General features: G+C 63.3%; 13 protein-coding genes. 9 read left to right on the top strand and 4 right to left on the bottom strand.

Translation table 11 applies throughout. From position 1 onward, the window contains the following. The first annotated feature begins 11 nt into the window (after nt 1-11). Together LOY26_RS20160 and LOY26_RS20155 are read left to right on the top strand one after the other, a co-directional pair. Nucleotides 12-461 carry a YcgN family cysteine cluster protein gene (locus LOY26_RS20160; protein WP_033700206.1) on the top strand — a complete coding sequence of 150 codons (450 nt, stop codon included), beginning with the start codon at nt 12-14 and terminating at the stop codon, nt 459-461. 41 nt (nt 462-502) lie between these two features. After that, nucleotides 503-1,717: a hypothetical protein gene (locus LOY26_RS20155; protein ID WP_186666223.1), complete on the top strand. Its 1,215-nt coding sequence runs from the start codon at nt 503-505 to the stop codon at nt 1,715-1,717. A 50-nt stretch (nt 1,718-1,767) separates the two neighbouring features. On the opposite strand, the gene LOY26_RS20150 is transcribed toward LOY26_RS20155, so the two are convergent. Further along, nucleotides 1,768-2,109 carry a DUF2892 domain-containing protein gene (locus LOY26_RS20150; RefSeq protein WP_033699769.1) on the bottom strand — a complete coding sequence of 114 codons (342 nt, stop codon included), beginning with the start codon at nt 2,107-2,109 and terminating at the stop codon, nt 1,768-1,770. Between the two features lie 338 nt (nt 2,110-2,447). Here LOY26_RS20150 and LOY26_RS20145 point away from each other — a divergent pair, with 338 nt between their 5' ends. The 5 genes from LOY26_RS20145 to LOY26_RS20125 all read left to right on the top strand — a co-directional run bounded on the left by LOY26_RS20145 (nt 2,448) and on the right by LOY26_RS20125 (nt 8,540). Beyond that, complete coding sequence (locus tag LOY26_RS20145; protein ID WP_186658443.1) at nt 2,448-3,176, top strand: GntR family transcriptional regulator; 729 nt, start codon at nt 2,448-2,450, stop codon at nt 3,174-3,176. A 61-nt stretch (nt 3,177-3,237) separates the two neighbouring features. Next, on the top strand, nt 3,238-4,557 hold the full coding sequence (locus tag LOY26_RS20140; RefSeq protein ID WP_186666221.1) for an FAD-binding oxidoreductase: 1,320 nt from the start codon (nt 3,238-3,240) through the stop codon (nt 4,555-4,557). Nucleotides 4,558-4,741: 184 nt separating this feature from the next. Continuing rightward, nucleotides 4,742-6,070 (top strand): MFS transporter, encoded by a 1,329-nt coding sequence (locus LOY26_RS20135; RefSeq protein ID WP_186658447.1) that lies wholly within the window; start codon nt 4,742-4,744, stop codon nt 6,068-6,070. Nucleotides 6,071-6,144: 74 nt separating this feature from the next. Further along, the gene (locus LOY26_RS20130; RefSeq protein ID WP_186666219.1) at nt 6,145-7,047 is read left to right on the top strand and encodes a dihydrodipicolinate synthase family protein; all 903 of its coding nucleotides are present in this window, start codon (nt 6,145-6,147) and stop codon (nt 7,045-7,047) included. Between the two features lie 2 nt (nt 7,048-7,049). Beyond that, a complete protein-coding gene (locus tag LOY26_RS20125) occupies nt 7,050-8,540 on the top strand; it encodes an aldehyde dehydrogenase (RefSeq protein WP_186658453.1) in 1,491 nt (496 codons plus the stop codon). Between the two features lie 111 nt (nt 8,541-8,651). On the opposite strand, the gene LOY26_RS20120 is transcribed toward LOY26_RS20125, so the two are convergent. Continuing rightward, complete coding sequence (locus LOY26_RS20120; RefSeq protein ID WP_033699757.1) at nt 8,652-9,122, bottom strand: RNA methyltransferase; 471 nt, start codon at nt 9,120-9,122, stop codon at nt 8,652-8,654. Nucleotides 9,123-9,193: 71 nt separating this feature from the next. Next, on the bottom strand, nt 9,194-9,565 hold the full coding sequence (locus tag LOY26_RS20115; RefSeq protein ID WP_027594605.1) for a YajD family HNH nuclease: 372 nt from the start codon (nt 9,563-9,565) through the stop codon (nt 9,194-9,196). A 132-nt stretch (nt 9,566-9,697) separates the two neighbouring features. On the opposite strand from LOY26_RS20115, the gene LOY26_RS20110 reads away from it, so the two are divergent. Then, nucleotides 9,698-9,976 carry a hypothetical protein gene (locus LOY26_RS20110; RefSeq protein ID WP_186658456.1) on the top strand — a complete coding sequence of 93 codons (279 nt, stop codon included), beginning with the start codon at nt 9,698-9,700 and terminating at the stop codon, nt 9,974-9,976. Between the two features lie 37 nt (nt 9,977-10,013). On the opposite strand, the gene LOY26_RS20105 is transcribed toward LOY26_RS20110, so the two are convergent. Then, nucleotides 10,014-12,056: a S9 family peptidase gene (locus LOY26_RS20105; RefSeq protein WP_186701761.1), complete on the bottom strand. Its 2,043-nt coding sequence runs from the start codon at nt 12,054-12,056 to the stop codon at nt 10,014-10,016. A 111-nt stretch (nt 12,057-12,167) separates the two neighbouring features. On the opposite strand from LOY26_RS20105, the gene LOY26_RS20100 reads away from it, so the two are divergent. Then, on the top strand, nt 12,168-12,662 hold the full coding sequence (locus tag LOY26_RS20100; protein WP_033699750.1) for a hypothetical protein: 495 nt from the start codon (nt 12,168-12,170) through the stop codon (nt 12,660-12,662). Nucleotides 12,663-12,664: the final 2 nt, after the last annotated feature.

Raw genomic sequence — 12,664 nt, 5'->3', positions numbered from 1 at the left:
AAACCCGTGTGATGATCGCTGACAGCGCGCCGTTCTGGCGGCGCAAGACCCTCGAACAACTCAACCCGCAAGAGTGGGAATCGCTCTGCGACGGTTGCGGTTTGTGCTGCCTGCAAAAGCTTGAGGACGAGGACGACAACAGCATCTATTACACGCGCATCGCCTGCAAACTGCTGGACCTGAACACCTGCCAGTGCAGCGATTACCCCAACCGCTTTGCCCAGGTGCCCGACTGCATCCAGCTCACCCCGGGCAAGGCCGACCAGTTCAAGTGGCTGCCAAGCACCTGCGGTTACCGCCTGGTCAGCGAAGGCAAGGACTTGCCGGACTGGCACCACCTGATCTGCGGCGATCGCCAGCAGGTCCATGAACAGCGCATTTCCCAGTCAGGGCGTATGCTCAGTGAGCATGATGTCGACGAGGACGATTGGGAAGACCATCTGATTTTTCGCGCCAGCTGACCGGCGCGCCCCGTCGCCTCTGGGAAACAAGGAGTTTCTGTATGCGTTGCCCGCTGTTGCTGCTGTTAAGCCTGGTGGCCTGTTCGCCGGCCTGGGCGAAGAAAGTCGACCTGGATTATCACGTGCGTCTGTTGCCCGCCAATGGCCAGGCTGAAGTGCGCCTGACCCTGGCTGAGGGCAGCAGTGTGCGCAGCCTGGATTTCGACCTGGGCAAGGGCGGCACCTACAGCGGCTTTCAGGCCGACGGCCAATGGCAGGAGGTAGACCAGGGCGCGCGCGGGGTGTGGCACCCGGCGCCGGGCAAGACCAGCCTCAGCTACCGCGTGCAGCTGGACCAGCAGCTGCGCAGCGGCGCCTACTCGTCGCGCATCACGCCTCATTGGGCGTTGTTCCTCGGTGACCAGTTGGTGCCGCCTGCGCACCTCGACCAGCAGGACGGTACCGAGCTGGTGGCGCGCCTGTGGTTCGACCTGCCCGAAGGCTGGAAGAGCATCGAAACGTCCTGGCCGCGTGTCGGCAAGGACAAGTTTCGCATCGACAACGTTTCACGTCTGTTCGACCGCCCCACCGGCTGGATGTTAGCCGGTGACCTGGGCAGCCGCCGTGCACGCCTGGGCGAAACCGAAGTCACCGTTGCCGCGCCGGTCGGGCAGGGCATGCGGCGCATGGACAGCCTGACCTTGCTGACCTTTGTCTGGCCGCAGTTGCAGGCGGTGTTCCCCCGTAACCCGCCGAAGTTGCTGCTGGTCGGTGCCCGTGACGGCATGTGGCGCGGCGCGATGGCGGCGCAGGGGTCGCTGTATCTGCACAGTGCCCGGCCGATGATCAGCGAGAATGGCAGCAGCCCGTTGTTGCGCGAACTGGTGCAACTGTTTGCGCAGATCCATGGGCGTGATGGCAATGACTGGCTTGTCGAGAGCCTGACCGACTACTACGCCAGCGAATTGCTACGCAGGGCGGGTGGGGTAAGCGATGACCGCTACCAGGCCTGGCAGGCGCGCTTGAGCAAGCAAGGCGCCAAGGTCACGCAGCTCAAGGGCGAGCAGGCCAGCCCGGCTCAGGTTGCCCGTGGGGTGATACTCTTGCAGGCACTGGACAAGGAGATCCGCATCCACACCCAGGCCAAGCGTTCGCTGGATGATGTGGCGCGGGCGCTGATGCGTTTGCCGAGCGTAAGCACCGAAGAGTTCGTGCAGATCAGCGAGAGCGTACTGGGGCGCCGGTCCGAGGTGTTGCAGAGCAAGGCGTTGCGCTAAAGACCTCTGTAGCCTGTGCCCGCGAACCGGCTGGCACAGGCCAAGTAACATCAAAGGCCGGTCAACGGATCCTTCCCTGTCACCGTCACCCCGCGCGTAGCTGCCTTGGCGCTCGCCTTCAATGCCTGCAACTGTTCCGCGCTGCGTTCGATGTCCGAGCGCAACCGGTTGTATTCCTGACGGTGCCGTTGCCACCAGGCCTTGGTCGAGCAGTGCCCGCTGACCCCACGCGCCACCGCCAGGCCGCCCACTACCATCTGCAGCAGGCCGACCAGGCCGCCATGGCGCAGCCCCTTGCTGAACATCAGCGCCCCGCCGGCCAGCGAGCCGACCCTTTCCAGGCCCTGAACATTGTGCTCCGGCGACGCCGCAGCGGTATGGATATCGAGCATGGCAAGCCCTCCGTGTGAAGTGTAAGTAGCTGACCGCAGGCTGCTTGCAGCCGTTCATTCGTGTTGCTCAACGGCATGCGGGATGAGTGCGCAAAGTGGAGGGGGAGAGGTCGCAAATAATCGGCAATGTGTCCGGTCTGGATAACATTTTGTCCGGTTTGGAAATGCAGCGCCAACGGTGTTTAATCTCACCCCAGGTAACCCCTCAAGCCCTTTGAACCAGGGGCTTTGAGAGATTCAACCGCTCATCGAAAATGCTGTAGACACATTGTCTAACAGTGCCCTATAGTCGTTATACAAATAGTAGACACAGCGCCATGACAACAAAGAAGGCCGCCATGAAAGCCACCGTTCAAGCCATCAGTGCGCCCGCAGGCGCTGAAGCGCCGCAGGACCGCAAGGCCGTCCTCGCCGAAGCGCTGCGCCGCCGGATCCTCAGCATGGAACTGGCCCCAGGGGCTGTGGTGGACGAGCTGGCGCTGTGTGACGAGTTCGGCCTGTCGCGCCCACCAGTGCGTGAACTGCTGCGCCAGATTGCGGCTGAAGGCTATATCGAGCTCGAAGCCAACCGTGCGCCACGGGTTGCCGCGATGAACCATGATTCGCTGCACAGCTTCTTCGTCGCCGCGCCGCTCATCTATATCGCCACCACCCAGTTGGCAGCCACCAACGCCAGCGCAGCGGAAATCGAGGCGCTCAAGGCTATCCAGGTGCTGTTTCGCCAGGCCATCGAGGCGCGTGATGTGGAAAACCGGGTGGTCTACAACGATGCCTTCCACCTGGAAATCGGCAAGATGGCGCACAACGACTACCTGATGCCGAGCCTGCGCCGCCTGCTTATCGACCATGCCCGCCTGGGCAAGATTTTCTATCGCCACCCGACCACCGATGACATGCAGCAGGACCTTGAAGTCGCCTGCGATCAGCATGACCAGATGATCCACGCCATCGAACACCGCGACCCTGCGCGCGCCGGGCAACTGGTGCGTGAGCACTTCGAGCTGTCGCGCCGGCGCATGGCCGAATACGCAGCGCCGCAAGGGCTGGATGTACCCATTCAGCTATGAGATTCCCAGGTCTCGCCGCTGGCGCTGACCGCTCGTCAACAGCAAGATCCAGGTTAGTGACATGACAAGAATAAGTTCGTTACCTGCCGATGATGCCACCTGTGGTTGGTATCACTTGAGCAAGCCCCGTAAGCCCCGGCCGGCCCACAGTGGCCACAGCCAGGCGCGTTGGGTGGTGGTCGGTGCTGGTTTCACCGGCCTGGCTGCTGCACGCCAGCTGGCAACGAACTTCCCGGACGACGAAATCGTGTTGGTCGAGGCCCAGGAAGTCGGTTTCGGCACCTCCGGGCGCAACGCCGGTTTTGCCATCGACTTGCCCCATGACATTGGTGCCGAGGATTACATCGGCGACATCGATATCGCCAAGACGGTGCTCAAGCTCAACCTGGGCGGCCAGTCCTATCTCAAAGCGCTGATCGAACGCTACGGCATCGACTGCCAGTTCCGTCACTGCGGCAAATACCAGGCGGCCGTCGAAGATCGCGGCATCGCGGTGCTGGATGCTTATCGCCGTGGCCTGGACAAACTGGGCCAGCCGTATGAAGTGATTGAAGGCCGCGACATGCCGGAGCATATCGGCACCAACTTCTACCGCAAGGGCCTGTTTACCCCCGGCACTGCCTTGCTGCAGCCCTCGGCGCTGGTCAAAGGCCTGGCCGACAGCCTGCCGAGCAACGTCTCGTTGTATGAAAACACCCCGATTACCGACGTCGAATATGGTGCGAAGGTGGTACTGCGTCATGCCAACGGCTCGATCACGGCCGACAAGCTGGTGCTCACCACCAACGCCTTCGGCATGAGTTTCGGCTTTCTCAAGGGCCGCATGCTGCCTGTCTTCACCTATGGCAGCATCACCCGCTCGTTGACCGATGAGGAACAGGCGCGCCTGGGGGGCAAGCCCTACTGGGGCGTGATCCCGGCCGACCCGTTCGGCACCACGATGCGGCGCACCGTCGACAATCGCCTGCTGATCCGCAACAGTTTCAGCTACAACCCGGACGGGCGCAGCAACCGCAAGTACCTGGAACGCTTTGTCCAGCGTCACCGCGAGTCGTTTGCCCGGCGCTTCCCGATGCTGCCCGAGGTGAACTTCGAATACACCTGGGGCGGTGCCCTGGCGTTGTCGCGCAATCACATGGGGTTCTTCGGCCAGTTGGCGCCCAATGTAGTAGGTGCCCTGTGCTGCAATGGCTTGGGCGTTACCCGTGGCACCGTCACCGGCGCATTGCTGGCCGACTGGCTGGCCGGCGACAAAAACGAACTTATCGAGTTTCTGCTCAATGCCCCCGGGCCTTGCGCAAATCCACCGCAGCCCTTGGTATCCCTGGGCTTGAACGCAAACTTGATGTGGGGGCAACTGCGCGCTGGCAAAGAAAGCTGATCCTTATCTGAGTTAGGCCATTGAACATTTAACGCCGGGTGTGAGTTAGCCGGCACGGGCGCGCTTTGCCCGAATTTGATGATCGAGATGCGCTGTCCGGTCACCCGGGGCTGAACCGTGTTTTCAGTTTCGCGGCCGCGCTCGCCTTGAATATGTGCATGCAGATGAAGTGGTAGGAACAATAATGACAAGTCCGAATATTTCGATTGAAGATGTACCGATCAACCGCTTCCACCAGTTGCTGACCCTGCGCTCGGGTGGCGGATCGTTCGTCGATGGCTATGTGTTGAGCATCATTGGCGTGGCCATGGTGCAAATGTCTGCAGGCCTTGGCCTGAACAGCTTCTGGCAGGGCATGATCGCCGCCTCGGCGCTGATCGGCATTTTCTTCGGCGGCTTCTTCGGCGGTTGGTTGACTGACCGCTTTGGCCGCAAGCGGGTGTTCTTCGTCGGCCCGACCCTGTTCATCCTGGCCTCGCTTGCGCAATTCTGGGTGGAGTCGGCGCTGGTGTTGTTCCTGCTGCGGTTTGCCATCGGCATCGCAGTGGGCATCGAGTACCCGGTGGCCACTTCGCTGCTGGTGGAGTTCTTGCCGAAGAAGAACCGCGGCCCTCGCCTGGCTACCTTGACCGTGCTGTGGTTCGCCGGTGCCGCTACCGCCTACATGGTCGGTGAAGCGCTGCTGCGCAACGGAGGCGAGGATGCCTGGCGCCTGGTGCTGGCCAGTGCGGCGGTGATCGGCGCGCTGCTGTTCGTCATTCGCCTGGGCACCCCGGAGTCGCCGCGCTGGTTGATCAGCAAAGGCCGTTCGTCCGAGGCCGAGCAGGTGATCAAGCGCGTCTATGGCGAGGGCTTCTCGCTGTGCAACCTGCCGGAAGAGCCCAAGGCCCGCAAGCTGTCGTTCTTCAGCCTGCTGCACTCCGGCTACGGCAAACGCATGCTGTTCGTCACCATGTTCTGGACCTGCTCGGTGATCCCGGTGTTCGCCGTGTACGCCTTCGCCCCGAAAGTGCTGGGTGCACTGAACCTGAAGGGTGACTGGGCATCGATCGGTTCGGTCGCCATCACCTGCCTGTTCGTGGTCGGTTGCATCGTCGGCACCCGCTTGCTGAACACCATTGGCCGGCGCACCACGCTGCTGCACAGCTTCTTCTGGTCGGGGCTGGCCCTGCTGGGCCTGGCGGCGTTCAGCAACGGCAACGAGATGCTCATCCTGGTGCTGTTCGGGGCCTATGCATTGTTCATTGGCGGTGCCCAGGTACTGCAGCTGGTCTACCCCAACGAGCTGTTCCCTACCGAAATCCGCGCTGGCGCCGTTGGCGTGGGCACCTCCATGTCGCGGATCGGTGCTGCGGTCGGCACCTGGCTGGTCCCCATCGCCCTCGACAACTATGGCATCGGCGCAACCATGTATGCCGCTGCCGCCGTCACCTTTGTCGGCCTGGGCTTCTCCGTCGCCCTCGCCCCGGAAACCCGTTCGCTGAACCTGCAGCAAGCAGCTTCGCTGACCTGAACCCATGACTACCGGCCGCAGCGTCGCACCGCTGCGGCCTCTACAACACTGATCAACGCACTGGAGAACCTACCGTGAAATTCGAAGGCATCTACACCCCGGCAATCACTCCGCTGGCTGCGGACGGCTCGATCGACAAGGCGGCGTTCGCCGAAGTGCTCGATTACCTGGTCGAATCGAAAATCCACGGCGTGATCATCGGTGGCTCCACCGGCGAGTACTACGCCCACACCGCGCAAGAGCGCATCGAACTGGCCGCCCAGGCCAAGGACGTGCTCAACGGCCGCCTGCCGCTGATCATCGGCACCGGCGCGATCCGCACCGAAGACTCGGTGGCGTTCGCCAAGCACGCCAAGGAAATCAAAGCCGATGCGCTGCTGGTGGGCACCCCGCCGTACGCGCTGCCGACCCAGCAGGAAATCGCCCTGCACGTCAAAGCGGTCGACGCTGCCGCCGGCCTGCCGATCATGCTCTACAACTACCCAGGCCGCATGAGCGTGAGCATGGGCGAAGCGTTCTTCGATGCGGTCGCCGAGGTGAAAAACATCGTCGCCATCAAGGAAAGCTCCGGCGACATGGCCCAACTGCACCGCCTGGCCATCCAGCGCCCGAATATCCAGCTGTCGTGCGGCTGGGACGACCAGGCCCTGGAGTTCTTCGCCTGGGGCGCCCAAAGCTGGGTGTGCGCCGGCTCCAACTTCATCCCGCGGGAGCACGTGGCCCTGTTCGAGGCCTGCGTGGTCGAGAAAGACTTCGACAAAGGCCGCCGCATCATGAGCGCCATGATGCCGCTGATGGACTTCCTGGAAGGTGGCAAGTTCGTCCAGTCGATCAAGTACGGCGTGGCCCTGAACGGCCTGAGCACCGGTGGCGTGCGCAAGCCGCTGTCCGAGCTGGACGCTGCCGAGAAGCAGGCACTCGAGCGCGTGGTCACTGAACTCAAGCGCAACATTGCCCAGATCACCGGAGGTGCCTGAAAATGGCTGAATTACTGAGCAAGGCACAGTACGCGGCCATCGCCGCCGACCTGCAACTGCGTACCCAGGCGTTCATCGACGGTGAATTCCGCGATGCTGTCTCGGGCCGCACCTTCGTCACCACCAACCCGGCCACCGGCAAGCAACTGGCCGAAGTCGCCGCCTGCGACGTGCAGGATGTCGATGTTGCCGTGGCAGCAGCCAAGCGCGTGTTCGAAGACGGTTCGTGGTCCAAGCTGCAACCGGGTGAGCGCAAGCACATCCTGCTGAAGTTCGCCCAGTTGCTGGAAGACCACAGCCATGAGCTGGCGGTACTGGAAGCGCTGGACAGCGGCAAGCCGGTCAGTGAATGCCAGAACGTCGACGTACCGGAAACCATCCACACCATCCGCTGGCACGCCGAGCTGATCGACAAGATCTACGACAGCACCGCCCCGACCGGCAACGCTGCCGTGACCATGGTTGTGCGTGAAGCCATCGGTGTGGTCGGCCTGGTGCTGCCCTGGAACTTCCCGCTGCTGATGCTGGCCTGGAAGATCGCCCCGTCGCTGGCCGCCGGGTGCTCGATCGTGGTCAAGCCGGCCAAGGAAACCACCCTCAGCGCCCTGCGCGTGGCAGAGCTGGCCCACCAGGCCGGTGTACCGGCAGGTGTGTTCAACCTGGTGCCTGGCGGTGGCCGTGAAGTGGGCGAAGCCATCGGCCGCCACATGGACATCCCGATGGTCAGCTTCACAGGCTCCACCGACACCGGCCGCCTGTTCCTGAAATACGCCGCCGAGTCCAACCTCAAGCGTATCGTCCTGGAGCTGGGGGGCAAGAACCCGGCCGTGGTCATGAATGACTGCGAGGACCTGGACGAAGTGGCCCAGTTCGTCACCGCCGGTGCGTTCTGGAACATGGGCGAGAATTGCTCGGCCTCTTCGCGCCTGATCGTGCACAAGGACGTCAAGGACGAACTGCTGACCCTGATTGGCAAGCACTTGAAGGACTGGAAGCTGGGCGACCCGCTCGACCCGGAAAACCGCCTGGGCGCGATGGTCAGCAAATCGCACTTCGAGAAGGTGAAGTCTTATCTGGAATATGCCGCCGAGCAGAACCTCAACGTGGTGCAGGGCGGTGAGACCGAGCAGGGCGTGTTCGTGCAGCCGACCATCGTCGACGGGGTTACGCCTGATAACCGGTTGTTCGTCGAGGAAATCTTCGGCCCAGTGTTGAGCGTAACGTCGTTCGAGACCATTGATGAAGCGATCGAGCTGGCCAACGACACTATCTACGGCCTGGCCGCTTCGGCCTACACCGGCAGCCTGCGCAATGCCTTGCGCCTGTCGCGGGAAATCCGCGCGGGGGTGGTGACGGTGAACTGCTTTGGCGAGGGCGATGCGTCGACGCCGTTCGGTGGCTACAAAGAGTCCGGCTTTGGTGGGCGTGACAAGTCCATCTGGGCCCATGACCAGTACACGGAGTTGAAGACCATCTGGATCAACGCTGCGTGAGCTGATTGCAGGACGGTGCTGTTCTGACGGAGCTCAGCACCTGGCCGCTTCTGGTTTTGTCTGTGCTGGCCTCTTCGCGGGGCCGGCATGAGCACCATCAGAAGTGGCTTTTTATTTGAACTTGGGCCCGGAACGGGTATTCAAGCCTTTGGCCAACCGGTCATACAGCACCACATTCACCGTCGCCGCCAGGTTCATGCAACCTTCGGTCGGGATGTAGATGGTTTCTTCACACCACGCTCGCACGCTGGCATCGAGGCTGCCGTCTTCCGGCCCGAAGATGTAGATGGCGCGATCCGGGTGGGTGTATTCGGGCAGCGGCCGTGCGCCTTCGACCAGCTCCACTGCCACAGGCGTGCAACCCAGCGGGATGATGCGCTGCAGGTCGTCGATGCCAATCAGGGGGATGTCGTAGTGCACACGCTTGGTGTCGGTGACGAAGTCGCGGGCGCGTTCATAGCGCTTGCCGGTGTAGAACACCGAATTGACGCCGTAGCAACCTGCTGCGCGCATCACCGAGCCGACGTTTTCTGCCGACTTGGGGTTGAACAGGCCGATGCAGCTGTATCGTTTGTTTGCCACGTACCGGGGCCCTTCGCGTAAAAAGCGCGATTATACGGGCTCGCCGGTAGCAGCGGGGGGCGAATCGATATTCAGTCTTTCTTCAGCAGACCCGCCAGCCCGGCAAACGGGTTGTGGGTGGCCTTGGCGATGCTCGGGGTGCTGGTCGAGCCTTCGCTGAAATACTGCTGGTCGGTATAGCGCGAGTGTTCGTTGTCGTGGCAGTACAGGCACAGCAACTCCCAGTTCGAACCGTCCTGCGGGTTGTTGTCGTGGTTGTGGTCACGGTGGTGCACCGTCAGCTCGCTCAGGCGCTTGCCGGCGAACTCGCGGGCGCAGCGGCCACACACATGCGGGTACATCTTCAGGGCCTTGTCGCGGTAGCCCATTTCTTTGTCGCGCTTGGCATCGGCGAGGATGCGGTCGAGGCGCGCGGTGGCGGCGGAAGTAGAGGCCGAGCTCATGGTGTTTCCTTTGTTCTGATCAGGCAAATGACGGTTATGCCACTGAGTCTAGCGCGCTTGCAGGCCAGGCGGACAGGCGAAAGCTGTCATTTAGGCGTAGCCTGTAGAAAGGTTCCCGACAGGAGGTTGCTGATGTTGCATGCGATCCTCGCCGCGTTGTTGCTGGCTGGCTTGCCCATGGCCGAAGCGGCCAGCACGCCACCCAGGCTCAATACACCCGTGCCCGGTGCACCTGGCACGCCTACGCCCACGCCTTACCCGCAGATCACCCCAAGTTCGCCGCCCAAGGCATACGACAGCCAGCCTGGCGCGCCGCTGTTGCCACCGATGCCGGTGCCGGGGCCGCCTAAAGACCAGCCTTTGCCGGGGTTACGGCCAGAGCCGGCCAAAGTGCCGGTGGAGGAGGACTGAGGGTTTGTGAAAGGGGCGCAGAGCGCCCCAATATTGGTCAGTTCACACCCAGCTCGCCAAACACAAACGCATACTCCAGCGCCACATCCTTGAGCCCCTGGTACCGCCCACTCATGCCGCCATGCCCGGCGCCCATTTCGGTCTTGAGCAGCAGCAGGTTGTCATCGGTCTTGCGTGTGCGCAGGCGGGCCACCCACTTGGCCGCCTCCCAGTACTGCACGCGGCTGTCGTTGTAGCCAGCCACCACCAGCATGGCCGGGTAGGCCTGGGCCTTGACGTTCTCGTACGGGGCGTAGGCCTTGATGCGCTCATACACCTCAGGCTCCTGCGGGTTGCCCCATTCGTCGTACTCGGTGACGGTCAGCGGCAGGTCGGGGTCGAGCATGGTGTTGAGCACGTCGACGAAGGGCACTTCGGCGATCGCGCAGCGGAACAGCTCAGGGCGCAGGTTGAGCACCGCCCCCATCAGCAGCCCGCCGGCGCTACCACCACTGATCGCCAGGCGCTCGGGCGAGGTCACGCCTTCGGCGATCAGGTGCTCGGCACAGGCGATGAAGTCGGTGAAGCTGTTCTGCTTGTGTTCCTGTTTGCCGGCCCGGTACCAGGCCTCACCCAGTTCGCCGCCACCGCGCACATGGGCAATGGCGAAGGCCACGCCGCGCTGCAGCAGGCTCAGGCGCGCATGCGAGAACCACGGGTCGAGGCTTTCGCCATAGGCGCCGTAACCATACAGGTACAGCGGCACGGTCTTGCCCAGGTCTTCGCGGCGACGCACCAGGCTGATCGGTACCTGGGTGCCGTCCTGGGCGGTGGCCCACAGGCGCTGGCTGACATAGTCGTCGGCATCGAACACACCCAGCACCGGGGTTTGCTTGAGCACCACCTGCGCACCGCTGGCCAGCTCCAGCTGGCGCACCTGGGCCGGGCGGTTGAGCGCTTCGTAACGCAGGCGCACGCGGCTGCTGGCGAATTCCAGGCTGTCTTGCACGTAAAGGCTGTAGGCCGCATCCGGCAATTCGACGCGATAGGCAGGCAGGCCCTGCGGGCGCACTTCGATGATCGGCAGGCCACCTTCGCGCAGGCTCAGGGTCAGCGCCCCCGCGTTGAGGCTCAGGCCTTCGAGCATGACCTTGTCGTTGTGCGGCACCAGCAGTTGCCAGCGATCACGGGTCGGGACCTGGTCGGCCTGGGCGTGGTAAAGGGCGAAGTTGATGCCGTCCTGGTTGCTGCGCACGAACCACTGCCACTGGCCATCGAGCTGGCCGTGGTCGGGGAAGTACTCATGGCCCTCCACCCGCGGCGCCAGGCAGGTGAACGGCAACTGCGGGGTTTGGGCATCGAGTACCCAGGCCTCGCTGGTGGTCTTGCTGTTGAGCAACAGCACCAGCTGGCGTTCGGAGCTTGTGCGGTAGCAATGCAGGAAGAAGCGGCCATCGGGCTCTTCGAACACGGTCGGCGCGTCGCTGCCGCCCAAGGTGTGACGGCGCAGGCGCCAGGGGCGGTGGGTGTCGTCGAGTTCGGCGAAAAACAGCGTCTGGCTGTCATTGGCCCAGGTCAGGCTGCCGTCGCAGTCCTCGAAGGGCAGGGCGGTGACACGGTCGTTGCCCAGGTCCTTGACGTACAGGGTGTAGACCTCATCGCCGCTGGTGTCGAGGCTGTAGGCCAGCAGGCGATGGTCGGGGCTGACGTTGAAGGCACCCAGCGACAGGAAGCCGCCGTTGGCCAGGGCATTGGGGTCGAGCAGCAGTTGCTCGCGGCTTTCATCCACCGTGTTGGAGTCGTCGGCCGGGCGCGGGCAGCGGTAATGGCGTGGGTACTCGTCGCCGGCGGTGGTGCGGGTGTAGTACAGGTACGGGCCCCAGGGCGAGGGCAGCGACAGGTCGGTCTCGAGGATGCGGCCCTTGATTTCCTCGAACAGTTGTTCGCGCAATGGCGCCTGATGGGCCAGGCAGGCCTCCTGGTAGCTGTTTTCGGCCTGCAGGTAGTCGAGCACCTCGGGGGTGTCACGCTGCTGCAGCCAGGCATACGGGTCACTGGACTGGTCTGCGCGGGCAATGGGGGGCTGGGGCTGGGTGGGCATCTGCATTCTCTTGGCTGGGAGGTCGGCGCGGGCCTCCGAACAGCGGAGGGGCGCCTGCGCCCTGAAAAGTGTTTATCATAGGCAACTCTTTGCCTGGCTTGCACGAACACCATGACCGAGAACGACTATACCCTCGCCTGGGGCCTGTACGCCCTTGCCGCCCTGGGCTGCCTGCTGGTGGGCTTCAAGCTCACCGGATGGATGTGGCGCTGGCTGCGCGAACCGCTGCGGGTGATCCTGGCGGTGCTGCTGCTGACCCCGACCGTCGTCGACCCGGTCAAGGACAGCTTTGCCCCGGCGATTGCCATCACCGCCCTGGACGTTGCCTTCAAGGTGGGCAACAACGCCTGGCGCGCGGTTTCCGACTTTGCCATGTACGGCATGATCGCCTTTGCCCTCTACCTGCTCTTCGTGCTGTTGCGCTGGCCGCTGGAAAAGCGCGCCCGTGAGCGTCGCGAGCAAGCCGAGGCAGCCGCCAAGCGCCAGGCCGTCGAGGATGCCGACGTCACGGCCCAGGCCCCCTTGTCGGCCGAACGCCGCGACCGTTACCGCAACGATCCCCCTGCCGCACCTGCTGGCGGCGGCCGGGTCGAGCCTCGTCTGTAACC

It is taken from the genome of Pseudomonas sp. B21-047 (assembly GCF_024748775.1).
GTDB classification, from domain to species: Bacteria; Pseudomonadota; Gammaproteobacteria; order Pseudomonadales; family Pseudomonadaceae; genus Aquipseudomonas; species Aquipseudomonas capeferrum.
This window is presented reverse-complemented; position numbering and strand designations above follow the sequence as displayed.

Excerpts from the sequence above, each read along its gene's own strand:
- LOY26_RS20105 (WP_186701761.1), bottom strand. The coding sequence starts at position 12,056 with ATGCCCACCCAGCCCCAGCCCCCCATTGCCCGCGCAGACCAGTCCAGT.
- LOY26_RS20125 (WP_186658453.1), top strand. The coding sequence starts at position 7,050 with ATGGCTGAATTACTGAGCAAGGCACAGTACGCGGCCATCGCCGCCGAC.
- LOY26_RS20110 (WP_186658456.1), top strand. The coding sequence starts at position 9,698 with ATGTTGCATGCGATCCTCGCCGCGTTGTTGCTGGCTGGCTTGCCCATG.
- LOY26_RS20150 (WP_033699769.1), bottom strand. The coding sequence starts at position 2,109 with ATGCTCGATATCCATACCGCTGCGGCGTCGCCGGAGCACAATGTTCAG.
- LOY26_RS20140 (WP_186666221.1), top strand. The coding sequence starts at position 3,238 with ATGACAAGAATAAGTTCGTTACCTGCCGATGATGCCACCTGTGGTTGG.
- LOY26_RS20115 (WP_027594605.1), bottom strand. The coding sequence starts at position 9,565 with ATGAGCTCGGCCTCTACTTCCGCCGCCACCGCGCGCCTCGACCGCATC.
- LOY26_RS20145 (WP_186658443.1), top strand. The coding sequence starts at position 2,448 with ATGAAAGCCACCGTTCAAGCCATCAGTGCGCCCGCAGGCGCTGAAGCG.
- LOY26_RS20160 (WP_033700206.1), top strand. The coding sequence starts at position 12 with ATGATCGCTGACAGCGCGCCGTTCTGGCGGCGCAAGACCCTCGAACAA.
- LOY26_RS20155 (WP_186666223.1), top strand. The coding sequence starts at position 503 with ATGCGTTGCCCGCTGTTGCTGCTGTTAAGCCTGGTGGCCTGTTCGCCG.
- LOY26_RS20135 (WP_186658447.1), top strand. The coding sequence starts at position 4,742 with ATGACAAGTCCGAATATTTCGATTGAAGATGTACCGATCAACCGCTTC.
- LOY26_RS20100 (WP_033699750.1), top strand. The coding sequence starts at position 12,168 with ATGACCGAGAACGACTATACCCTCGCCTGGGGCCTGTACGCCCTTGCC.